This window comes from Streptomyces ovatisporus, from assembly GCF_042653885.1.
GTDB lineage: Bacteria > Actinomycetota > Actinomycetes > Streptomycetales > Streptomycetaceae > Streptomyces > Streptomyces ovatisporus.
Genome location: NZ_JBHSFH010000004.1, coordinates 263,521 through 286,768, shown reverse-complemented (window position 1 = coordinate 286,768; position 23,248 = coordinate 263,521). Strand labels below are relative to the sequence as shown.

General features: G+C 70.9%; 18 protein-coding genes. 11 read left to right on the top strand and 7 right to left on the bottom strand.

The features are described from left to right. Positions 1–190 precede the first annotated feature (190 nt). The 5 genes from ACFPA8_RS06120 to ACFPA8_RS06100 all read left to right on the top strand — a co-directional run bounded on the left by ACFPA8_RS06120 (position 191) and on the right by ACFPA8_RS06100 (position 4,242). Entirely contained in the window at positions 191–985 is a 795-nt protein-coding gene (locus tag ACFPA8_RS06120) for a TetR/AcrR family transcriptional regulator (protein ID WP_386443442.1), read from the top strand. 152 nt (positions 986–1,137) lie between these two features. After that, entirely contained in the window at positions 1,138–1,617 is a 480-nt protein-coding gene (gene soxR / locus ACFPA8_RS06115; protein WP_386443439.1) for a redox-sensitive transcriptional activator SoxR, read from the top strand. 14 nt (positions 1,618–1,631) lie between these two features. Beyond that, on the top strand, positions 1,632–1,895 hold the full coding sequence (locus tag ACFPA8_RS06110; protein ID WP_386443436.1) for a hypothetical protein: 264 nt from the start codon (positions 1,632–1,634) through the stop codon (positions 1,893–1,895). Positions 1,896–2,071: 176 nt separating this feature from the next. After that, entirely contained in the window at positions 2,072–2,935 is an 864-nt protein-coding gene (locus ACFPA8_RS06105; RefSeq protein ID WP_386443433.1) for a protein kinase domain-containing protein, read from the top strand. 188 nt (positions 2,936–3,123) lie between these two features. Then, the gene (locus tag ACFPA8_RS06100) at positions 3,124–4,242 is read left to right on the top strand and encodes a C40 family peptidase (RefSeq protein WP_386443431.1); all 1,119 of its coding nucleotides are present in this window, start codon (positions 3,124–3,126) and stop codon (positions 4,240–4,242) included. Positions 4,243–4,459: 217 nt separating this feature from the next. On the opposite strand, the gene ACFPA8_RS06095 is transcribed toward ACFPA8_RS06100, so the two are convergent. The 5 genes from ACFPA8_RS06095 to ACFPA8_RS06075 are packed head-to-tail and all read right to left on the bottom strand — an operon-like array spanning position 4,460 to position 10,287. Then, positions 4,460–5,716: a styrene monooxygenase/indole monooxygenase family protein gene (locus tag ACFPA8_RS06095; RefSeq protein ID WP_386443428.1), complete on the bottom strand. Its 1,257-nt coding sequence runs from the start codon at positions 5,714–5,716 to the stop codon at positions 4,460–4,462. A 54-nt stretch (positions 5,717–5,770) separates the two neighbouring features. Next, entirely contained in the window at positions 5,771–6,394 is a 624-nt protein-coding gene (locus ACFPA8_RS06090) for a GTP-binding protein (protein ID WP_386444655.1), read from the bottom strand. Positions 6,395–6,401: 7 nt separating this feature from the next. Continuing rightward, positions 6,402–6,818, bottom strand: a complete 417-nt coding sequence (locus ACFPA8_RS06085) for a DUF742 domain-containing protein (RefSeq protein WP_386443425.1) — start codon at positions 6,816–6,818, stop codon at positions 6,402–6,404. Next, the gene (locus ACFPA8_RS06080; protein WP_386443422.1) at positions 6,815–7,414 is read right to left on the bottom strand and encodes a roadblock/LC7 domain-containing protein; all 600 of its coding nucleotides are present in this window, start codon (positions 7,412–7,414) and stop codon (positions 6,815–6,817) included. Before ACFPA8_RS06080 ends, ACFPA8_RS06085 begins: the two co-directional genes overlap by 4 nt. Next, complete coding sequence (locus tag ACFPA8_RS06075; RefSeq protein WP_386443419.1) at positions 7,411–10,287, bottom strand: sensor histidine kinase; 2,877 nt, start codon at positions 10,285–10,287, stop codon at positions 7,411–7,413. The genes ACFPA8_RS06080 and ACFPA8_RS06075 overlap by 4 nt, the downstream gene beginning before the upstream one ends. 415 nt (positions 10,288–10,702) lie before the next feature. On the opposite strand from ACFPA8_RS06075, the gene ACFPA8_RS06070 reads away from it, so the two are divergent. After that, the gene (locus ACFPA8_RS06070) at positions 10,703–11,557 is read left to right on the top strand and encodes a protein phosphatase 2C domain-containing protein (RefSeq protein WP_386443416.1); all 855 of its coding nucleotides are present in this window, start codon (positions 10,703–10,705) and stop codon (positions 11,555–11,557) included. Positions 11,558–11,619: 62 nt separating this feature from the next. Here the strand turns inward: ACFPA8_RS06070 and ACFPA8_RS06065 are convergent, their stop codons facing one another. Beyond that, the gene (locus ACFPA8_RS06065; RefSeq protein ID WP_386444652.1) at positions 11,620–12,072 is read right to left on the bottom strand and encodes a MarR family winged helix-turn-helix transcriptional regulator; all 453 of its coding nucleotides are present in this window, start codon (positions 12,070–12,072) and stop codon (positions 11,620–11,622) included. A 216-nt stretch (positions 12,073–12,288) separates the two neighbouring features. Here ACFPA8_RS06065 and ACFPA8_RS06060 point away from each other — a divergent pair, with 216 nt between their 5' ends. Beyond that, complete coding sequence (locus tag ACFPA8_RS06060) at positions 12,289–13,140, top strand: lysozyme (protein WP_386443413.1); 852 nt, start codon at positions 12,289–12,291, stop codon at positions 13,138–13,140. Between the two features lie 213 nt (positions 13,141–13,353). Here ACFPA8_RS06060 and lon read toward each other — a convergent pair whose 3' ends face one another. Continuing rightward, entirely contained in the window at positions 13,354–15,777 is a 2,424-nt protein-coding gene (gene lon / locus ACFPA8_RS06055) for an endopeptidase La (protein WP_386443410.1), read from the bottom strand. 285 nt (positions 15,778–16,062) lie between these two features. Between lon and ACFPA8_RS06050 the strand changes: the two genes are divergently transcribed. From ACFPA8_RS06050 to ACFPA8_RS06035, 4 genes are all read left to right on the top strand, one after another. After that, positions 16,063–16,884 carry a spermidine synthase family protein gene (locus ACFPA8_RS06050; RefSeq protein WP_386443407.1) on the top strand — a complete coding sequence of 274 codons (822 nt, stop codon included), beginning with the start codon at positions 16,063–16,065 and terminating at the stop codon, positions 16,882–16,884. A 79-nt stretch (positions 16,885–16,963) separates the two neighbouring features. Then, positions 16,964–17,797 (top strand): response regulator transcription factor, encoded by an 834-nt coding sequence (locus ACFPA8_RS06045; protein ID WP_386443404.1) that lies wholly within the window; start codon positions 16,964–16,966, stop codon positions 17,795–17,797. Positions 17,798–17,983: 186 nt separating this feature from the next. Continuing rightward, complete coding sequence (locus ACFPA8_RS06040) at positions 17,984–19,096, top strand: HAMP domain-containing sensor histidine kinase (protein WP_386444649.1); 1,113 nt, start codon at positions 17,984–17,986, stop codon at positions 19,094–19,096. A gap of 271 nt (positions 19,097–19,367) precedes the next feature. Further along, positions 19,368–23,243, top strand: a complete 3,876-nt coding sequence (locus ACFPA8_RS06035; RefSeq protein ID WP_386443401.1) for a multifunctional oxoglutarate decarboxylase/oxoglutarate dehydrogenase thiamine pyrophosphate-binding subunit/dihydrolipoyllysine-residue succinyltransferase subunit — start codon at positions 19,368–19,370, stop codon at positions 23,241–23,243. Positions 23,244–23,248 lie beyond the last annotated feature (5 nt).

Genomic DNA, 23,248 nt, shown 5'->3' with positions numbered 1-23,248 from the left:
TGACGAATCCCGCCCTGCTCGCGACGCCCGGCACGCACATCCCCAGCGTCGACGAGCGTTGCCGACACCCGCGGTCTTGATCAGTACGTCCGGGCCGCGCAGCTCGCCGGAGCTCCGCCCCGGTCCTCCCGTGGGGCCGGGGCACCGGCCGCCCGGATCCCGCCCGCACCGGGACGGTTACGCTCATGGGATGAGCAGCAGCGGCACCGCCCCGGCGTATCGCAGACTCACCGTCGACCAGCGGCGCTCGCAGCTGATCTCCACGGCCCTCCGCCTCTTCGCGCACAACCCGCCCGAGGACGTCTCGCTCGACGACGTCGCGGCCGAGGCGGGCGTGTCCCGGCCGCTGGTCTACCGCTACTTCCCCGGCGGCAAGCAGCAGCTGTACGAGGCCGCTCTGCGCAGCGCCGCCGACGAGCTGGAGCAGTGTTTCGCCGAGGAGCAGACGGGACCTCTCACGAGCCGGCTCACCCGCGCCCTGGACCGCTACCTCGCCTTCGTCGACGAGCACGACGCCGGCTTCATGGCCCTGCTGCAGGGCGGCAGCGTCGTACAGACCTCCCGCACCCACGCGATCGTCGACGAGGTACGGCGCGCGGCAGCCGACCAGATCCTCGTCCACCTCGGTTTCCGCACCGAGGACTCCCGCAGCGAGCCCGGCGGGGCGGATGACCTGCCGGCAGACCCCCCTCCCCCTGGCCGCCAGGCGGGGCCCCGGCTCCGGATGACGGTGAGCACCTGGATCACCGTCGTCGAGGCCGCGTCGCTGATCTGGCTCGACGAGGACAAGCAGCCGCCGGTCGATGAACTGCGCGACTGGCTCCTGGACCACTTCGTCGCCCTGCTGATGGCGTCCGCCACCCGCGACGCCGAGACGGCAGGCATCGTGCGGCACGCCCTCGACCTGGAGGAACGGGACGGCCCGGTCGGGGAGTTGGCACGCCGCATGCTGCCCGTCGTCACGGACAAGGCACACCTGCTGTGATCCCGCCGCCGGGCCCCGCCCCTTGCGGCCCGGCTTTTCGCGCCGTCTGCACCCCTGCCCGGTCCCGCCCGGTCCGGCCCGGCCGCCACGGAAAGGTCGCGAATTCTCCCGGTCAACTTAAAGCGAGCTTGAAGCCCGCGTAGGCTGGCTTCATGTCCACCCATCTGTCCTGGCAGGCCAAGGAGGCGACCGTCGGCGAACTCGCCGAGCGGGCAGGCGTGGCGACGTCCGCGCTGCGCTTCTACGAACGCGAGGGCCTGATCCAGAGCCGCCGCACCTCCGGCAATCAGCGCCGCTACAGCCGTGACACCCTGCGCCGCGTCGCGTTCATCCGCGCGTCCCAGCGTCTGGGCATCCCCCTGGCAGCCATCCGCTCCGCACTCGCGCTGCTCCCCGACAACCGCACACCCACCCGGGAGGACTGGGCGCGGGTCTCGGAGTGCTGGCGCGAAGATCTCAACCAGCGCATCAGGCTGATGACGCAGCTGCGCGACCACCTCACCGAGTGCATCGGGTGCGGCTGCCTCTCCCTGAGCCACTGCGCCCTGGCCAACCCCCACGACAAGCTCGGCGAAGAGGGCCCCGGTGCGCGTTCGCTCGCACGCCCCTGCTGCGACGCCGGCGACGCCTGACGGACAGGAGCACTGTGCGAAGCGAGGAGACGGTCTTCGTCGGCGGCCCGATGGACGGCCGGGTGCTGCCCGTCCTGGTCGGCGCGAACGGACGGCCCCCGAAGACCTACGAAGTACCGGTCCCCTCCGGGGAGACCGGCCGCGAAACCGTGCACGTGTACCGCCTCGAACCCGCCGTCTTCACCCCCCGGCTGCGGCTGCCGCGCGGCTGGCGCTACGTCCACGAACCCGACGCGAGGCCGCGCGGTAAGCTCAAGTGGCCCTGGAGCCGCACCTGACACGCTCCGGCGAGACGGACGGTCCGGGGGCGCGAACCTGACCGGACACTCCCCCGCAGAAGGAACATCTGTGTGTTCGGTGACAATTTCCGGGCCCCACGTGAAGTTTGCGAAGAACTTCACAGGTTCTGTCCCGCCTATCCCCTTGAACACGCTGTGCGCCTAGTCTGCTACGCGTGATCCAAGGGATGACCGGCCTGCGCAGCACAGATCCCCAGCAGTTGGGCCCGTACCGGCTGCACGGGGTGCTCGGCAGCGGCCGCATGGGGACCGTCTACCTCGGGCGCGGAGCACCGCAGCGCGGGGCGCGCAAGCAGTTGGTCGCCGTACGCACGCTGCGACGGGAGCTGCTGCGCGACCGTCCCCTGCGCGCCAGGCTGCGGCAGGAGATGCAGGCGGTCGCGATGGGCGTCCGCAGTGCGTACGTCGCCGACTCGGCCGGCTGCGAGCTGGACAGCGACCAGCCGTGGATCGCGGGCGCCTTCGTTCCGGGAGTCTCGCTGGAAGCCCTCGTCGCCCTGTACGGGCCGCTGCCCGAACATGCGGTCCGTGCCCTGGGCGGCGCGCTCGCCCGCGCGCTGACGGCTCTGCACGCCGTGCAGGTCTCCCACCGCGATCTGGGCGCACACAACGTGCTGCTCACCAACGACACACCACGTGTCGTCGACTACGGGCTGGCGCTGGGCCGCATGTCCGGACCCGGCACCGACGAACAGGCCGACGACGTCTTCGACCTCGGCGCCACCCTGGTCTTCGCCTCCAGCGGCCACCGGCCCTTCGCGGGGAACATGCTCCCGATGGCCCGGGAGGACCCCGATCTGACGGGCGTTCCGGACGGGCTGTGTCCCGCGCTGTTCGCCTGCCTGCACAAAACGCCTGAGTCCCGCCCGTCCCCGAAGGTGCTGGCCCATGCGCTGGACCTCGCGGACACCGCCGAGCAGCCCGCCGGGGAATGGCTTCCCGAGCCCTGCGTCCTGGAGATCCGGGCGATGACGGAGGCGGCGAGGCGTCTGACGTCGCGGCGTCTCTTCGGCCGCTGACCACCCCGGCGGAAGCGAGCAGGACCTCCGCCGGGGCCCCGCCGTCATGCCCCTCGTGGCTCTGCCGCTCGGGCGACGGCCCCGCACCCTTCGGGTGACGGACGAGGCCCCGGCGCTCCCAACCTCATCGGTAACGCCTCCCGCCGTGCACGATCGCTCCGGTATCGAGTCGGATCGGAGGCGAGCCCGTGTCACATCCACCTCACCTACGCGCCGTCGGCGCCGGGGCGTTGGCCGCCGCAGCCATTGCGGCGCTCGCCCTCCAGCCGACGCCGAGCATCGCGGACCCGTCCGGGAAGCCCGTCAGCGAACTGCTGCGGGAGCTGCAGATCCTCTATTCCAAGACGGAGACGGCCACCGATGCCTACCGGCAGACGGCAGCGAAGCTCGACCGGCAGCGTGAGAAGGCCGAGGACGCGGAGCAGGCCCTGACGTCGGTGCGCTCCGTGCTGGCGAAGAGCCGGCGGGAGGCGGGGCAGCTGGCCCGGCAGCAGTACCGTCGCGGCGACATCGGGCTGCCCCCGCTCGTACAGCTCCTTCTGACGCGCGATCCGCGGAACGTCCTCGAGGGCGTGCACGTGGTCACTCGTGTCGCGGGGCATCAAGCCCGCACAGTGCAGCGGCTGGTGGCCAGCGAACGCCGGCAGCGGGAACTGACCACGCAGGCACGCTCGGCGCTGGCGAAGCAGAAGCGGCTGGCGAAGCGGCAGAGACAGCAGCGGGACGAGGTGCGGGAACGCCTGGACGACGTCGAGGGCATGCTCGCCTCGCTGTCGCAGGACGAGCTGTCGCGACTGCGCAATCTGGAGACTCCGCAGAACACCGTCGCGCACACCGTCGCGCAGCACACGCCGATGTCCGCGGTGACGGTCGCCGCCTCGAAGAAGCGCCGCATGCCGTCTTCGGCGGGTGCGCAGGCAGTGAAGTTCGCACTGCGGCAGATCGGCAAGCCCTACCGTTTCGGTGCGGCCGGTCCGAACGCCTTCGACTGCTCGGGCCTGACGTCCAAGGCATGGCGCAAGGCGGGACGGAACATTCCGCGTACGAGTCAGGGCCAGTGGAATCAGCTGCGCCGCGTCAAGATGAAGAAGCTCCGCCCCGGCGACCTCGTCGTCTACTACAGGAACGCGGGGCACGTGGCGCTCTATGTCGGCCGGGGCAAGGTCGTCCACGCTCCCAGGCCCGGGAGGGACGTGAAGCTCGCGCCCGTACGCAGCATGCGTCCCGTACTCGGTGCGGTACGGCCCGACTCCGGTGCGCGGCCGTCGAGCGGGTACAGCCTGCCGAAGCTGCTGCGGTCCATCTGACCGCGCACCTCCACGGGCCGCGCGGCCGAGAGGCAGCCCGCCTCCACGAGCCGCGGACGGGTTCCCCTTCCCCGTCCGCCTCCGTCCGCGGCGCGCCGCCCGGACGGACGAGGTGGCGGCCGCCGCGAACCGGGAGTGCCCGGACGCGGCGGCCGCCCTCCGTACGGGCCCGGGCGCCCCGGGCACCGGGGGCCGCCGGGCGTCACCCCGCGGGCCGTCAGCCTCCGGTGACGCTGCGCAGGTACGCCTCGGTCTTCTCCGGGTCGTAGAAGTACTCCTCGAAGTCCGCGGGGTTGTTGAACCCGTTGGCGAACCGGTCGGCGACCGGCTGGAGTTCGCCGGCGGCGCCGATGAGGTTCAGGACGTGCTCCGGGGGCGGGGCCAGCATCGCGTTGGTCCACTTCGTGGTGTGCTGCACGGTCGCCCAGAAGCGGTCGAAGGTCTGCTGCATCCACGCCTCGTCGAAGGGCTCCTCGCCCCGCTCCAGGATCGCCGCCGTGTAGGCCGCGGCGCACTTCGACGCCGAGTTCGAACCCTGCCCGGTGATGGGGTCGTTGGCGACGACGACGTCCGCCACGCCCAGCACCGATCCGCCGCTGGGGAGCCGGCCCACGGGCTTGCGCACGGTCGGGGCGTAGCGGCCGGAGAGCGTGCCGTTGGCGTCGGTCAGTTCGACCTTGGTCGCCCGCGCGTACTCCCAGGGGAGGAACTCCTCCATCAGCTCGAGGGTCTTCGCCAGCTGCTCGCCGGGGTCCTTGATGCCCTGGAAGACGTCGAGCGGCCCGCCCGGGATGCCCTCCCAGAAGAGGATGTCGCAGCGGCCGGACGTGGTCAGGCAGGGCATCACGAACATCTCGCCGACACCCGGGACGAGGTTGCAGCGCACGGCTTCGGTGTCCGGGTGCTCCGGCCGCTGCCCGAGTCCGTTGACGTAGCTGACGGCCAGGGCTCGCTGGGGTGCGTCGTACGGCGAGCGCGAAGCGTCGCGCTCGAACATCGACACCAGTTCGCCCTTGCCGGCCGCGACGAGGACGAGGTCGTACCTGCCGGCGAAGAAGTCCAGATCGGAGACGGCCGCTCCGTGGATGACCAGCTGGCCGCCTCGCTGTGCGAACGTCTCCATCCAGCCGGCCATCTTCACCCGCTGGTCCACGGACTGGGCGTAACCGTCCAGCTTTCCCAGCCAGTTGATGGCGCGCTGAGTCTCACCGGGACCGTGCACGGACTCCGGGTCGGCCACGGAGACGCCGAGGCCCTCGACCTTCGGGGCCTGGCTCTCCCAGAAGTTGGCCTGGATGTCGCGCTCGTGCTGGAGCGCCTGGTCGAACTGCATCTGCGTCGACATGACACGGCCGCTGCGTATCTCCTCCGCCGTGCGGTTCGACATCACGGTGACTTCATAGCCGTGCGACTGCAGTCCGAGCGCGATCTGAAGCCCTGCCTGGCCGGCTCCTACGATGAGTATCTTTCGCATGGCGGTCTCTCTTCTCCGTGCGTACGTACGTGCGTCCGTGCGTTCCCGCGCCGCTCAGGCGGGCGCGACGTCCAGGGCGTGACTGACCAGTGCCAGCAGCGACTTGACGACCGTCGGCCGCTCCCGCGCATCCATGATCACCACTGGCACCCGGGCGGGGACCGACAGAGCTTCTCGCACGTCCTCCGCGGCGTAGGCAGTGGTCCCCTCGAAGTGGTTCACCGCCACCACGTACGGGAATCCGCAGCTCTCGAAATAGTCCAGAGCCGGGAAGCAGTCCTCGAGCCGGCGTGTGTCCGCCATGACGACGGCGCCGATCGCGCCGCGCACGAGGTCGTCCCACATGAACCAGAAGCGCTGCTGGCCCGGGGTTCCGAAGAGATAGAGGACGAGGTCGTCCTCCAGCGTGATCCGCCCGAAGTCCATGGCCACCGTGGTGGTGGTCTTCTCCGGGGTCGCGGCGAGATCGTCCGTCGCCTCGCTCGCCTGCGTCATCAGCGCCTCGGTCGTCAGGGGCTCGATCTCCGAGACCGATCCGACGAGCGTCGTCTTGCCGACGCCGAAGCCTCCCGCCACCACGATCTTGGTGGATATGGGGGCACGGGAGAGATCCTCCTGCCAGTCCTGTGTCCCGGGAGAATCCTGCGGAACCCGGCGCTCGGCCCGCGTCCCTTCCACGACCGGCTCAGAGCCTGCGAAGTCCACCCAGCACCCTTTCCAGCAGCGCCCGGTCGGGACGGTCCGTGCCGTGCCCGGTGCCGTGTACGCGCACACGTCCTTGATCGGCGAGATCGCTGAGCAGCACCCTTACCACGCCCAGCGGCATCTTCAGAAGTGCAGCGATCTCCGCCACCGACCGCATGCGGCGGCAGAGTTCGACAATGGCCCGCATCTCCGGCATCACCCGGTCACGCAGGCCGCCCGAAGTCAACTCCGGGCGTTCCTCCGGCGCTTCGATGGCCGCGACGATCGTCTCGACGAGCAGCACATGGCCGAAGCGCGTACGGCCCCCGGTGAGGGTGTACGGACGTACGCGTTTGGATTTTCCGGTCTCGCCGCGCCGGGCGGGCAAGGGGGGCGGGGAGGAAGCAGCAGGTGTCACTGGTCCAGCTCCATCGACGTGCGCAGTTCGTTGCGGAGTTCGGGGGTGAGGACGTGGCCGGCACGGCCGACGAACAGCGCCATGTGGTAGGCGATGACGCTCATGTCGCAGTCGGGTGTGGCGTGCACACCGAGCAGCGAGCCGTCGCTGATCGACATCACGAAGAGCGAGCCCTCGTCCATGGCGATCATCGTCTGGCGGATCTCGCCGCCGTCCATCAGCTTCGCGGCGCCGAGTGTCAGCGACCCGAGGCCCGAGACGATGGTGGCCAGGTCGGCGCTGGAGCCCTTCGGGCCCCCGTGCCTGCTCTCGTTGCGGACGGGCGGGGCCGCGTTCCCACTGCCGGAGACGGCCTCGTCGCCGTCCGCTCCCGGCCCGGAGCCCGCGGGTGAGTTCTCTGCGGCGGTCTCTGCTGCGGTCGCCGCTTCGTCCGCCGCTTCGTCCAGCTTGGGGTCGGAGGACAGCAGCAGCAGTCCGTCCGAGGAGACGACGGCGACGGACAGGATGCCCGGCACCTCGTCGACAAGGTTGTCCAACAGCCAGCGCAGATTGCGCGCCTGCCTGCTGCCGGTCGTGCGCGTAGTGGACGCGTTCACGTACGAGCCTCCTCGGCGGTCCCACCCTCTGACTGCGCCCCCGGTTGATCAGTCACATCCCTTTCAGCGCCTGTCTCGGCCGCCGCGTCACGACGTCCGTGCTGAGCACCCTGCTGGAAACCGCCCAGGCGCCTGCGCAGTTCGTCCGCGTTGGCGCTCTGGCTGCGCGGCTGCACCGGGCCGGTCTGGGCGGCCACCTGCCGCGGGGTGCGCTTGGGCAGTCCCTTGTCGGTGAGCCTCGGCTGCGGGGCTTCCGCCTCTTCGCCGGTGCGTTCCCCGCCGGTTGCGGGGGCGGCCTCGGGGGCTGCTCCCGCTCGGCTCTCCGTGCGGCCCAGTGGAGTCGGCGCAGGCTCGTGCTCCGGGCCGGGCGGACCGGCCGTCGGGCCGGGACGCGCCGCCTCCCCGGCGAATCCATCGCCGGGTGCCCGTCCGTGCTGCTCGGGGACGGACTGCGGCCTGGGGGCCGCGTCTCCGGATGCGGGAGCGGGGGCCGGCGCGGGAGCGGGGGCCGGCTGAGTCCCGCCGGCGTCCCTGATGGTCTGTTCGGCAGCGGTGACCAGCGGGTCCTCCGGCGTCCGCTCCGTCTCTCCCACCGGGCCGCCGCCGGACGGCTCCCGCGTGGAGGCGCCGTCCGGGAGGCGTCCGGCGGCGTCCCGGGCGTCACCGCGGGCGCCGGGTACGCGACGGACGGGCAGCGCGTTGGAGTTGGCCTCGGCGACGGAGCCGGGCAGCGAAGGCGACGTACGGGCGGAGGCACGCTGGTCTTCGCCCGACGCGGCGGCGACCGGACTCGGCCGGGACGGGAGCAGCGTGCCGGGCACCGCCACGACAGCCGCGATGCCGCCGTTCTTGCGTTCCCGCAGCTGCACGCGGAGCCCGTGCCGCGCCGCCAGCCGGGCCACGACGTACAGCCCCATGCCGAGGCCTGCCTCGGGCCTGCGGTCCTGCGACTGCGGCTCCGGCTCCTCCAGCCGCGGTGGTTCCTGGTCGTCCGGCGTGCTCAGCCGGGCGTTGAGCGCGGAGAGCCGTCTGCCGGTCACTCCGATCCCCTCGTCCTCGACCGAGAGCATGACCTCCCCGCTCTCCAGCAGCCAGCCGGAGAGCTGCACATGGGCCTCCGGCGGGGAGAACGTGGCAGCGTTGTCGAGGAGTTCGGCGACGAGGTGGCTCAAGTCGTCGGCCGCGAAGCCGGAGACCTGGATGTGCGGAGGCAGGGAGCCGAGCTCCACACGCTCGTAGCGCTCTATCTCACTGATGGCGGCCCGCAGCACGTCCAGCAGCGGTACAGGGCCCGAATGGTGCGACGTGACGTGTTCGGAGCCGGCGAGCAGCAGCAGGTTCTCGCTGTACCGCCGCATACGGGTCGCCAGATGGTCGAGCTTGAAGAGGGTGCTCAGCCGCCCGGGGTCGCTCTCCTGGTCCTCCAGCCCCTCGATGACGCCGAGTTGGCGTTCGACGAGGCCGAGGGTGCGCAGGGCGAGATTCACGAACGTGCCGTGCACGGCGCCCGACAGGGAGTCGACGTGCTCCTTGAGCGCCGCGTACTCGCCGCGCAGCCGGTCACGTTCGGCGGTGAGCGTGTCCTTGGAGCGGACGAGATAGGCGTTGTCGGCCTCCGCCTCACCGGCGCGCTCGTGGGCCGCGACGACAGACTCGCGGAGCTGGTTGAGCGCCTCCACGACCTCGGCGAACTCGTCGTTCCTGCCGCGGTAGGCGACCGCCTTCTCCCCCACCGGGTCGGTGGCGAGCCTTCGCGACCCGCGCTTAAGCACGGAGAGCGGACGGGCCATCGAGCGCGCCGTCTGCACGCTGATGCCGACCGCGAGCAGCAGACAGCCGGCGACGAGGGCGATGCGCAGCTCCAGGGCCGTCACGTCGTCGTCGCGCAGCTGCTCCAGCCGCCTCAACTCCTCGGCGGCGAACGACGAATGGACGCCGCGCATGCTGTCGATGCGCGCGGACAGCGCCGCGTCGATGCGCTCGCCGTTCATCGCGCGGTCGCGGGCGTCCAGGTACGGCTGATCGGTGAGCCTGGCCAGGTACCGCTCGGCGAGCGTGACGTCGGCACCCGTGACCGTCTTGGCGAACCGTTCGGACGCCTGCGTGCCCGCGGCGTCGCCGAAGTCCTCCAGGGCGGCCTGCTCCCGTACGTTCGCCCGCTGGGCCTCGGCCGTCAGACGCTGCTGCGCCCCGTCGCCGGCGAGTGCTGCACGCAGCAGGCCGCGCACGGCGGACGCCTGCTCGACGGCGCGGCCCAGGTCCGGCAGGGCGTGCGCGCTGCCGAGCCCACCCGGCGCGTCGGCGGCCTGCGCGCGGGCGGGCAGGGAGCGCGCGACGGTGAGGCTCACGTCCTGGAGCCGTCCGATCGTCCCGGTGTAGGCCTCGTAGATGTCCTGCGCGTTGCTCTGCCCCGCCTGGGCGTCCTGCCGGATGCGGGAGAGCTGGTCCAGGGTGCTCTTCACCTTCGCGGGCGCGGTCTGCCTGATCTCGGTGACCTGGCGGTCGACGCGGGCGCGCTGCTCCTCCGTTATTCCCGCGCCGTCCCGGCTCGTGCGCCCCGCGGCGACGTACTCGACCATGCCGTCACGTTCGTCGGCGAGGGCGTGCGCGAGGGCGACGGAGCGCTTGCCGAGCTCGGCCCGCTCGACCAGCTCCTGCGATTCGGCGAGGTTGTCGGTGCCGTTGAGCACGGCGGGCGTACCGGCACCGATGACGGCCAGGGAACACAGCGCGACGCCGGCCAGCAGCCGGTTGCGTACCCGTGAGCGGCGTCCGGCAGCCCGGGCCCGGGAGCCGGAAGCCTTCTCCGGGCTCGCGGTCTGGGCCGGGGACCCAGCTGGTCCGGCCGGTTTCCGCAGTAGCTTCGTCCGCACCCGTACTCGCAATCTCGTCGGGGCCTCCCCCCGGGCCAGCCAGGGTGGCGCATACCAACCTCTTGTTGCAGGAGTGGGCTCCGCCCCCGTGCGCCCCCGGCCCCCTTCCGACCCTTTCAAGCACGGATGAGAGGCGGACGACGATCTCCTGCCGGGCCACCCGAAGGAGTGAACCCCACTCGGGAGTCGGCGAACAACTCCGTCCACGCACGCCAACGGCCCTGTCCCGGGGCGCCGGTTGGAAATCCCGGGAGGGTCCTGGCAAGATGCGCGCTCGCATACTTCCGGACCCACGCATTCCGGTCAACTCCGCACCGCGCACGCCTCTGACCTGCCGGTACCGGCCGGGTCCAACCCCTTGACACCGCCGTCACCGGCCCGTCCGCCCTGCGCACGCTCCGGCAGACTGACGCCCATGCGCATCGAGATGACCAGCGAGCCCGGCGATCCCCGGCACCCCAACGAGGACTACGCGTCGGCGGCTCTGCCCTCGTCCGGACAGGGCGGCGCGCTGGTCGTGCTAGACGGCGTGACGCCCCCTCAGGAGGACACCGGGTGCCTGCACGGCGTCCCCTGGTTCACGGCGCGGCTCGGCGGCTCGCTGCTCGAACTCTCCGCGAGCCGACGGGATCTGACGCTGGCCGAATGCCTGGAGTCGGCCATCTCCCGGACAGCCGCGGCACATTGTGCGACTTGTGACCTTTCTCACAAGCGGACGCCTCAGTCGACCGTGGTCGCCGCCCGCTGGGACGAGGAGCGGGTCGAGCACCTGGTGCTCTCGGACTCGGCGCTGCTGATGGAGCACCTGGACGGCACCGTCGAAGCCCTGCGCGACCCCCGGCTCGGTCAACTCCCGGCGCACGTCACCGCGTTGCGCGACCGCGTGCGCGCGCTGCCCGGGGGCTCCCCCGAACGGGCCGCGGCCAGGGACGAATACGTCCGTGCCGTCGAAGCGCTGCGCAACTCCCCCGACGGCACGGGCTTCTACACGGCGGCCGCGGACCCGGCTGTCGCCTCGCGCACCGTGACAGGAAGCGCGCCGCGGGCGGATGTACGCGCACTGCTCGCCCTCACCGACGGGGCGGCACGCTGGAGCGAGGTCTTCGGCCTCGGCGACTGGGCCGGACTCCTGCGGCTCGTACGGGAAAAGGGGACGGGTTCACTGGTGGGGCAGGTACGCAAGGCCGAGCGGGACGACCCGGAGGGCTCAGCGCATCCTCGCGGCAAGGCACATGACGACGCGTCAGCCGTGCTCGCGGTATTCCGCTAGACGGGGCCGGCGCTCCCGGGCGGGAGGCGGCCGGCCGTCCCACCGGGGGGCTCCTCCACCCGTCAGGCGTCACTTCCCGCGTCGACAAGCCCGTTGAGCTGGTGGAGCAGCCTCGCCAGCTCGGCGACCTCGGCCGGGTCCCAGGCCGCCAGCTTGCGCACGTACTCGGCCCGCCGCGCGTCCCGCACCTGCGCGAAGCGCTCGCGCCCGTCGGCCGTGAGATGGACGAGGGAGGCGCGGCCGTCGGCGGGGTCGGGGGAACGGGCGATCAGTCCGAGCTCCTCCAGGGCGCGGAGCTGACGGCTGACGGTGGCCTTGCCGACGCCGAAGAACGCCGCGAGCTCCGTGGCGCGCTGGGCCCCGGTCTCCTCCAGGCGCACGAAGAGTCCGTAGGCGGCGGGCTCGAGTTCGGGATGCACCTCGCGGGACAACTCCCCCGAGAAGGCGCGGGCACGCCGCAGAAAGACCGCCAGTTCCCGCTCCAGTTCCAGTACTTCGGGTGCGTACTTCCGCATGGACTCGTCCACGTATGCGCCCTCTCCCAGGTTTCCGTGCAGAAAGTTCCCGTCGATGACGGGGATCGTCCCAGCTACGGAAGTATTTCGCAGGTCTGGACCACCGGCGGCGACCTGTGCTCTTCCACACCTCTGTCTACGCGCGTACGGTCAATCTGACATGCCCACACCAGGTGGCAGGTCGCCCCACCCCCACCCACGGTTTCGGAGGCAGCGATGCCCGGTTACAGATCCGGCACGGCCCGCCGCAGACGCAGCATCCTCACTGCGGCCGGAATGTTCATCTCTGCACTCGCACTCGTCCTCACTTCTCCCGGTGCGGCGAACGCGGCTCCCCAGGACGAGACGCCCGTCAAGCCCGGAGAGGCGTCGATGGGCGTCGGCGTACGGATGCACGAAGGCGGCGACCCCACGGACGGCACCCCGCCCGAGTCCCTCACCGCGACCGTCGAAGGCGTCGACGTGAGCAGCCATCAGGGGAACGTGAACTGGTCGTCCCTGTGGAGCAGCGGCGTGAAGTTCGCCTACGTCAAGGCGACCGAGGGCACGTCGTACACGAACCCGTACTTCACGCAGCAGTACAACGGCTCGTACAACATCGGCATGATCCGCGGCGCGTACCACTTCGCTCTGCCGAACAACTCGAGCGGTGCCGCCCAGGCCAACTACTTCGCCGACCACGGCGGCGGCTGGAGCAGGGACGGCAAGACGCTCCCCGGGGTGCTCGACATCGAGTACAACCCGTACGGGGCCACCTGCTACGGGCTCAGCCAGTCCGCGATGGTCAACTGGATCAGGGACTTCACGAACACCTACAAGGCGCGCACCGGCCGCGACGCCGTCATCTACACGACCACGGACTGGTGGACGACCTGCACCGGCAACAACGGCGGCTTCGGGAACACCAACCCGCTGTGGATCGCCCGGTACGCGTCCGCGCCCGGCACGCTGCCGAACGGCTGGGGCTTCCACACCTTCTGGCAGTACACCTCGACCGGCCCGATCGTGGGTGACCACAACTCCTTCAACGGTTCGATGGACCGTCTGAAGGCGCTCGCCAACGGCTGACGGCGGCCGGCCGACAGTCACGGGAGCCCGCGCCCCGCGCCGCGCCGGAGTTCCGGCCCCGGCGCGGCGCTCCCAGCCGGGAGGGGGTGCCCGGTGACGGCTGCACGGCCGTCACCGGGAGCTCCCGTTCGCCGCGTCGACGGCTGCCGCCCCGAGCACGGGGGATGCGAGACACTCTCAACTCCGGCTCTGGGCCGGTGTGTTCGGGGCCGGTCAGGCAGCCACCGGGAGCTCCCGTTCGCCGTCCAGGCAACCGGACCCGGCCGGCGTCAGGGCCAGTTCCAGCACCTGGCGGATGTCGGAGAGGGGACGGACGTCGAGCCTCTCCAGCACCTCCTCGGGCACATCGTCGAGGTCGGGCTCGTTCCGCTTGGGGATGATCACCGTGCTGATCCCGGCCCGGTGCGCCGCCAGCAGCTTCTGCTTGACGCCGCCGATGGGCAGCACCCGTCCCGTCAGGGAGACCTCACCCGTCATCGCCACGTCCGTACGCACCTGACGGCCGCTCAGCAGCGACGCCAGAGCCGTGGTCATGGTGACGCCCGCGCTCGGGCCGTCCTTGGGCACGGCGCCCGCCGGCACGTGCAGGTGGATGCCCCGGTCCTTCAGATCGGCGACCGGCAGCTCCAACTCCGCGCCGCGCGACCGCAGATACGACAGCGCGATGTGCGCGGACTCCTTCATCACGTCGCCGAGCTGCCCGGTCAGGGTCAGTCCGGAGCCACCCGTCTCGGGGTCGGCGAGCGACGCCTCGACGAAGAGCACATCACCGCCTGCGCCCGTGACCGCCAGGCCCGTGGCGACACCCGGCACGGACGTACGCCGCTCGGCCGGGTCCTGGGCGGACTCGGGGGTGTGGTGCGGACGTCCGATCAGACCGCGCAGCTCGTCCGGGCCCACCACGAAGGGCAGTTCCCGTTCGCCCAGTTCGTGCTGGGCCGCCACCTTGCGCAGCACCCGGGAGACCGCACGCTCCAGGTTGCGGACGCCGGCCTCCCGCGTGTACTCGGCGGCCAGCTTGCGCAGCGCGCCGTCCTCCAGCCGGACCTCACCGCTCTCGAGGCCGGTCCGCTCCAGCTGGCGGGGCAGCAGGTGGTCGCGGGCGATGGTGACCTTCTCGTCCTCGGTGTAGCCGTCGAGCTGCACGACCTCCATGCGGTCCAGCAGTGCCTCGGGGATCGCTTCGAGGACGTTGGCGGTCGCGAGGAACACCACGTCCGACAGGTCGAGTTCGACCTCCAGGTAGTGGTCGCGGAACGTGTGGTTCTGGGCCGGGTCGAGCACTTCGAGCAGTGCCGCGGCCGGGTCGCCGCGGAAATCGGAGCCGACCTTGTCGACCTCGTCCAGCAGCACCACCGGGTTCATCGAGCCGGCTTCCTTCACCGCCCGCACGACACGTCCGGGCAGCGCCCCGACGTACGTACGCCGGTGGCCCCGGATCTCCGCCTCGTCCCGGACGCCGCCGAGCGCGACGCGGACGAACTTGCGCCCCATGGCCCTCGCCACTGATTCGCCGAGGGAGGTCTTGCCGACGCCCGGCGGGCCGACCAGTGCGAGGACCGCACCGCCACGCCGCCCTCCGACCACGCCGAGACCGCGCTCGTCGCGGCGCTTGCGCACCGCGAGGTACTCGGTGATGCGCTCCTTCACGTCCTGCAGACCCGCGTGGTCGGCGTCGAGGACGGCCTGGGCCCCGGCCACGTCGTAGGCGTCCTCCGTCCGCTCGTTCCAGGGCAGTTCCAGGACGGTGTCGAGCCAGGTACGGATCCAGCTGCCCTCCGGCGACTGGTCGGAGGAGCGCTCCAGCTTCTCGACCTCCTTGAGCGCCGCCTTGTGCACGTGCTCGGGAAGGGCCGCGGCCTCGACGCGGGCGCGGTAGTCCTCGCCCTCGTCCTCCGGGTCGCCGTTCAGCTCGGCCAGCTCCTTGCGCACGGCCTCCAGCTGGCGGCGCAGCAGGAACTCCCGCTGCTGCTTGTCGACGCCTTCCTGGACGTCCTTCGCGATCGACTCGGCGACGTTCTGCTCGGCCAGGTGGTCGCGCAGCGAGGCGACCGCGAAGCGCAGCCGGTCGACCGGGTCGGAGGTCTCCAGCAGTGTCAGCTTCTGCTCGGTCGACAGGAACGGGGAGTACCCGGCGTTGTCGGCGAGCTGGCCCACGTCGTCGATCTGCTGAAGGCGGTCGACGACCTGCCATGCACCTCGCTTGCGGAGCCAGTCGGCGGCGAGCGCCTTGTACTCCGTCATCAGGTCGGCCGCGGTGTCGCTCTGGTCGTCCGGCTGGGATGCGGACTCCTCGACGACGGTGCCCTCGACCCACAGCGCGGCGCCGGGACCCGTCGTCCCGGCCCCGATCCGGACGCGCAGCCGGCCGCGGATCAGGGCGCCGGGATCGCCGTCGGCGAGCCGGCCGACCTGCTCGACGCGGCCGAGCACGCCGATGCCCGCGTAGCTTCCCCCGACCCGCGGCACGAGCAGGACCCGCGGTTTCTCACCGTCGGGGGCGGCGGCCTGCGCGGCCTCGACCGCAGCCCGCACCTCGCTGTCGGACAGGTCCATTGGCACCACCATTCCCGGCAGCACGACCTCGTCGTCGAGGGGCAGCACGGGCAGGGTGAGCGTTGTGGACTTCGACGCCATGATCTCTCCCTAGGCAGGCAAGTTGAGCTATGCCCACTCAATGCATGTACCCCGAGGAATGTTCCGCGCCGGAGCCTCTGTTCGCCAGCAGCGATCGCCGGGCCGACCCGGCGGGACGCGACGGCATGCGACGGCACCGGGCGGCAGGCAACGGCACGGGTGAGACGGCCGCAGTCCCCTCTGTTGAACCCCGCAGGGCGCTCGGGGCTTCCCCGCACGGGCAGCGAACGCCGGGACGGACCGCCGACGCGGCACGCGGCACGCGGCACGCGGCAGAATCAGGGGATGCACCTGGAAGCCGGCTCCGCATCCCCCGTCGCACCCGCCGCCGAACCGCCCGTCGTGCTCGACCGCCGCGAAGGCCCGCACGGCGAGGTCGTACTGCGGCGCCACGGCGAGCTGCTGCAGATCATCTCCAACGGGACGTTCCTGATGGACACCTCCGACGGCCGGTCCGAGCGGCTCCTCGTACGGGCGGCACTGGAGGAGCTACGAGGGCGGAAGAGTCCGGAAACTGCCGCAACCTCCGGCCAGGAGCCGGGTTCCGGGCGCCTCGGGCACGGCCCGTCCACGGGCCCGCGCCTGCTCGTCGGAGGGCTCGGCGTCGGCTTCTCCCTCGTCGAGGCGGCGGCCGAACCGGCCTGGGGCCGTATCACTGTCGTGGAACGCGAGGAAGCGGTGATCGACTGGCACCGCCCCGGCGGCCCCCTCTCCCCGCTGTCGGCCGAGGCCCTGCGCGACCCGCGTACGGAGATCGTCCACGCGGACCTCGTGGAGTACCTGCGCGGGGACGACGCCACCCCCGGCGGCCCCCTCTTCGACTTCTTCGACTTCTTCGACCTCTTCGACGTCCTCTGCCTGGACATCGACAACGGCCCGGGCTGGACCGTCACGGAGGACAACGAGTCCCTCTACTCCCCCGCCGGACTGGCGGCCTGCGGAGCACGGCTGGCGCCGGGCGGCGTACTGGCCGTCTGGTCCGCTCAAGCCGACCCGACATTCGACGATGCGTTGCGCAATGCCGGATTCGAGGGGGTTCGCACCCATGAGGTCCCCGTCGTCCGAGGCGTCCCCGACGTGGTTCACTTCGCAATCAAACCGGCATAGCCGAGGCCGACTCGGGCCCTTTACGCTTCTGCAAGCACGTATACAAACAAGCCACGGTGCCATCCAGGGGCGGGGTCGAATGGACCAGAAGAACATCACACCAGCACAGAGCAGCAACGCCTCCGCGGCGACCACCCCCGGCGCTCAGCGCCGAATCCTGGTCGTGGAGGACGATCCGACGATCGTGGACGCGATCGCCATGCGCCTCCGGGCCGAGGGCTTCCAGGTGCAGACGGCCGGCGACGGCCCTGCCGCGGTGGACACCGCCGAGGCCTGGCAGCCCGATCTGATCGTGCTCGACGTCATGCTGCCGGGCTTCGACGGCCTCGAGGTCTGCCGCAGAGTCCAGGCCCAGCGGCCGGTGCCCGTGCTGATGCTGACGGCACGCGACGACGAGACGGACATGCTCGTCGGGCTCGGCGTCGGCGCGGACGACTACATGACGAAGCCGTTCTCCATGCGCGAGGTCGCCGCACGGGTGCACGTACTGCTGCGCCGCGTCGAGCGGGCCACCCTCGCCGCGCACACACCGCGCAGCGGGATACTCCGCCTCGGCGAGCTGGAGATCGACCACGCGCAGCGCCGCGTCCGGGTCACCGGCGAGGACGTGCATCTCACGCCCACCGAGTTCGACCTGCTCGTCTGCCTCGCGCACTCCCCCCGCGCGGTGCTCTCGCGCGAACAGCTGCTCGCCGAGGTGTGGGACTGGGCGGACGCCTCCGGTACGCGCACCGTCGACAGCCACATCAAGGCGCTCCGCCGCAAGATCGGCGCCGACCGCATCCGTACGGTGCACGGCGTGGGCTACGCGCTGGAGACGCCGTCGTCGGGTCCGGGCGACGGGCCCACACCGGCGTCTGCGTCGTCGACGGCGGCGGGAAGCTCCCCGACCTCCGCCTTCGACGGGTCCTGACGGTGGCGGCCGGGCGTGACAGACGTGCCTGACACCTCTTCGGTGGCCTCTTCCCGCAGGGGTCCCCGCAGGGATACCCGCAGGGGTCCCCGCACCGACCGCGCGGCCCGCGCCAGGGCCGCGCTGCGCACCGCCAGGACGTTCCTGGGGCTCGTCCTGCGTGCGCTGGTCCGCCTGCACCGGAGGCTGCGGCGCCGCTGGGAGCCCGTCTGGACGGGCTGGATCGACAGGATCTGGGAAGGGCTGCGCCCGCTGGACCCGTACCGCTCGGTGAAGGCGGCGCTCGGGGCACTCGTGATCGTCTCCGTGGTGATCACCACGCTGCTCGCGCTCTTCGCGGTCAACTCCGCGACAGAGCTGCGGGTGATCACCATCATCTCGATCATCGCCTCGCTGCTGATCACCCAGTTCGTCGCCCAGTCGCTCACGGCGCCGCTCGACGAGATGACGGCCGCGGCCAGGGCGATGGCCGACGGCGACTACTCACGCCGTGTACGGGGCGACCGGCGCGACGAGTTCGGCGAGCTCGCGGAGACCTTCAACCGCATGGCCGCCGACCTGGAAGCCGTCGACCAGCACCGCAAGGAGCTGGTGGCCAACGTCTCGCACGAACTGCGCACGCCCATCGCCGCCCTGCGCGCGGTGCTGGAGAACGTGGTGGACGGCGTCTCCGAAGCCGATCCGGAGACGATGCGCACGGCGCTCCAGCAGACGGACCGGCTGGGCAGACTCGTGGCGACCCTGCTCGACCTCTCGCGCCTGGACAACGGTGTCGTCCCGCTGCACTCCCGGCGCTTCGAGGTCTGGCCCTATCTGGCGGGCGTGCTCAAAGAGGCCAACATGAGCAAGGGCCAGGGGCACGCCCGCACGGACGTCCACCTGCATCTCGACGTCTCCCCGCCCGAACTGACGGCCTACGCGGACGCCGAGCGTCTGCACCAGGTCGTCGCGAACCTCATCGACAACGCGGTCAAGCACAGCCCTCCGCACGGCCGCGTGACGGTGCGGGCGCGTCCCGGTGCGAGCGAGGAGAGCCTGGAGGTGGAGGTACTGGACGAGGGGCCCGGCATCCCCGCGTCCGAACGTGCCCGCGTGTTCGAACGCTTCAACCGCACGAAGAGCTCCGAGGCGTCCTCGCAGCGCGGCGGCGGAACCGGCGGCGACGGCGGTACGGGCCTGGGCCTGGCGATCGCCCGCTGGGCGGTGGATCTGCACGGTGGCTGGATACGCGTGGCCGAATCTCCTCGCGGCTGCCGGATCCAGGTCACCCTTCCGGGCCTGGGAGCTCCGCAGGGTTGACGTACGCTCGAAGCATCGGCGACGCGTCAGGGGAGGAACGAACAGGGAGAACAGCGGAGACCCGCAGCCGTAGGACGCCGGAACCGGGAGCGCCGGTTCCTTACCGCGGCAAACCCTGTTTGTTTCCCGCCAAATACTGCGCTGAAACCGGACGCTTGATGTGACTTGCACGACGACAACCCCGGCCGGACTGCAAGTAACGCCGGTAGGGGCGTAGCCTTTATTTCCGCTGTCCACCATCTAAGGAACGCGGAAGAGGGCGGTTGCCGCCGTGTCGTCACAGTCCCCCAACAGCTCGAGCGTCTCGACCCAGCAGGACGGTCAGGGATCGGATCCCGCCGCCGTCTTCGGGCCAAACGAGTGGCTCGTCGACGAGATCTACCAGCAGTACCTCCAGGACCCGAACTCGGTAGACCGAGCCTGGTGGGACTTCTTCGCCGATTACAAGCCGGGCTCCGAGGCCGTCGGAGCCGTCGGAACACCGACGGCCGACTCCGCCGCCTCACCGGCCGCGGCAGCCGGCACTTCGGGAGCCGCCTCCGCCGCCCCGCCCACGGCCCCGCCGGGACCGGCGGCGGGCGGCGCGAAGCAGGCCCCGGCGAAGCCGGGTGCCGCCCAGGCCGCGCCCAAGGCGCCGGCGCCCGCGAAGCCCGCCACGGCGAAGCCCGCGGACAAGCCGGCCGGCGCGAAGCCCGCCACCGCACCCGCGAAGGCGTCGCAGGCCAAGGCCGCCGCCGCGAAGGGCGACGAGGGCGGTGCCGGGACCGAGGAGCCGGCAGGTCCGGAGTACGTGCCCATGCGCGGCCCCTCCGCCGCCGTGGCGAAGAACATGAACGCCTCGCTGGAGCTGCCCACCGCCACGTCGGTGCGTGCGGTCCCGGTGAAGCTGCTCTTCGACAACCGCATCGTCATCAACAACCACCTCAAGCGCGCCCGCGGCGGCAAGGTGTCCTTCACGCACCTGATCGGCTACGCCATGGTGCAGGCGCTGAAGGCGATGCCGTCGATGAACCACTCCTACACGGAGAAGGACGGCAAGCCGACGCTGGTCAAGCCCGACCACGTGAACCTCGGTCTGGCCATCGACCTGGTGAAGCCGAACGGCGACCGCCAGCTCGTCGTCGCCGCGATCAAGAAGGCGGAGACCCTCACCTTCTTCGAGTTCTGGCAGGCGTACGAGGACATCGTCCGCCGCGCCCGGCAGAACAAGCTGACGATGGAGGACTTCTCCGGCGTCACCTGCTCGCTGACCAACCCGGGCGGCATCGGCACCGTCCACTCCGTGCCGCGGCTCATGCCCGGTCAGGGTCTGATCCTGGGTGTGGGCGCGATGGAGTACCCGGCGGAGTTCCAGGGCACCTCGCAGGACACGCTCAACAGGCTCGGCGTCTCGAAGGTGATGACGCTCACGAGCACGTACGACCACCGCGTGATCCAGGGTGCCGCCTCCGGCGAGTTCCTGCGCGTCGTCAGCAAGCTGCTGCTCGGCGAGGAGCGGTTCTACGACGAGATCTTCAAGGCGCTGCGCATCCCGTACGAGCCGGTGCGCTGGAACCAGGACATCGACGCCTCCCACGACGACGACGTCACCAAGGCCGCCCGCGTCTTCGACCTGATCCACTCCTACCGGGTGCGCGGCCACATCATGGCCGACACCGACCCGCTGGAGTACAAGCAGCGCAAGCACCCCGACCTGGACATCACCGAGCACGGGCTCACGCTGTGGGACCTCGAGCGGGAGTTCGCGGTCGGCGGATTCGCCAACAAGTCGATGATGAAGCTGCGCGACATCCTCGGCGTCCTGCGCGACTCGTACTGCCGCACCACCGGCATCGAGTACATGCACATCCAGGACCCGAAGGAGCGCAAGTGGATCCAGGACCGCGTGGAGCGTCCGCACTCCAAGCCGGAGCGTGACGAGCAGCTGCGGATCCTGCGCAGGCTGAACGCGGCCGAGGCCTTCGAGACGTTCCTCCAGACCAAGTACGTGGGGCAGAAGCGGTTCTCGCTGGAGGGCGGCGAGTCCGTCATCCCGATGCTGGACGCGGTCCTCGACGCCGCCGCCGAGTCGCGCCTGGACGAGTGCGTGATCGGCATGGCCCACCGCGGCCGGCTGAACGTGCTGGCCAACATCGTCGGCAAGTCGTACGCCCAGATCTTCCGCGAGTTCGAGGGCAACCTCGACCCGAAGTCGATGCACGGCTCCGGCGACGTGAAGTACCACCTGGGCAACGAGGGCACCTTCACCGGCCTGGACGGCGAGCAGATCAAGGTCACGCTCACCGCCAACCCGTCGCACCTGGAGGCCGTCGACCCGATCGTCGAGGGCGTCGCACGCGCCAAGCAGGACATCATCGGCAAGGGCGGCACGGACTTCACCGTCCTGCCCGTTCAGCTGCACGGTGACGCGGCCTTCGCCGGCCAGGGCGTGGTGGCCGAGACGCTCAACATGTCGCAGCTGCGCGGCTACCGCACCGGCGGCACGGTGCACATCATCATCAACAACCAGGTCGGCTTCACCGCGGCCCCGGAGTCGGCGCGCTCGTCGATGTACTCCACGGACGTCGCGCGGATGATCGAGGCTCCGATCTTCCACGTGAACGGTGACGACCCGGAGGCCGTGGTCCGCGTCGCGCGGCTGGCCTTCGAGTACCGCCAGGCGTTCAACAAGGACGTCGTCATCGACCTGATCTGCTACCGGCGCCGCGGGCACAACGAGACCGACAACCCGCAGTTCACGCAGCCGCTGATGTACAACCTGGTCGACAAGAAGCGCTCGGTGCGCAAGCTCTACACCGAGTCCCTGATCGGCCGCGGCGACATCACGCTGGAAGAGGCCGAGCAGGCTCTGCAGGACTTCCAGGGTCAGCTGGAGAAGGTCTTCACCGAGGTCCGGGACGTCACCGACTCCCCCGCCCCGGCCGAAGTCCCGCAGCCCGAGCCGGAGTTCCCGGTCCACGTCGAGACGGGCGTCGGCCAGGAGGTCGTCAAGCGGATCGCCGAGTCGCAGGTGAACATCCCCGACCACGTCACCGTCCACCCGCGGCTGCTCCCGCAGCTCCAGCGGCGCGCGGCGATGATCGAGGACGGCACCATCGACTGGGGCATGGGCGAGACCCTGGCCATCGGCTCGCTGCTGATGGAGGGCACGCCCGTCCGGCTCGCCGGCCAGGACTCCCGCCGCGGCACCTTCGGTCAGCGTCACGCGGTGCTGCTCGACCAGAACACCGGCAACGACTACACGCCGCTGCTCTACCTCTCCGAGGACCAGGCCCGCTACAACGTCTACGACTCGCTGCTGAGCGAGTACGCGGCGATGGGCTTCGAGTACGGCTACTCCCTCGCCCGCCCCGAGGCGCTGGTCATGTGGGAGGCGCAGTTCGGCGACTTCGCCAACGGCGCACAGACGGTGATCGACGAGTTCATCACCTCCGCCGAGCAGAAGTGGAACCAGACGTCCGGCGTGACGCTGCTGCTCCCGCACGGCTACGAGGGCCAGGGCCCGGACCACTCCTCGGCCCGCATCGAACGGTTCCTCCAGCTGTGCGCGCAGAACAGCATGACGGTCGCGATGCCGTCCCTGCCGTCGAACTACTTCCACCTGCTGCGCTGGCAGGTCCACAACCCGCACCACAAGCCGCTGGTCGTCTTCACCCCGAAGTCGATGCTCCGGCTGAAGGCGGCGGCGTCGAAGGCCTCCGAGTTCACCACGGGTGGATTCCGTCCGGTCATCGGCGACGACTCCGTGGACCCGGGCGACGTCCGCAAGGTCGTCTTCTGCTCCGGCAAGGTCTACTACGACCTGAACGCCGAGCGTCAGAAGCGCGGTCTCACCGACACCGCGATCATCCGGCTGGAGCGGCTCTACCCGCTGCCCGGCACGGAGATCCAGGCCGAGATGGCGAAGTACAGCGGGGCCTCGAAGTTCCTGTGGGCCCAGGAGGAGCCGGCCAACCAGGGTGCATGGCCGTTCATCGCACTCAACCTGGTCGACCACCTGGACCTGATCATCGGCTCCGACCCGGTCCCCAACGCGGACCGGCTGCGCCGGGTCTCCCGGCCCTCGTCCTCCTCGCCGGCCGTCGGCTCCGGCAAGCGGCACCAGGAGGAGCAGCAGCTGCTGATCCAGGAGGTCTTCGACCTCTGAGCCTC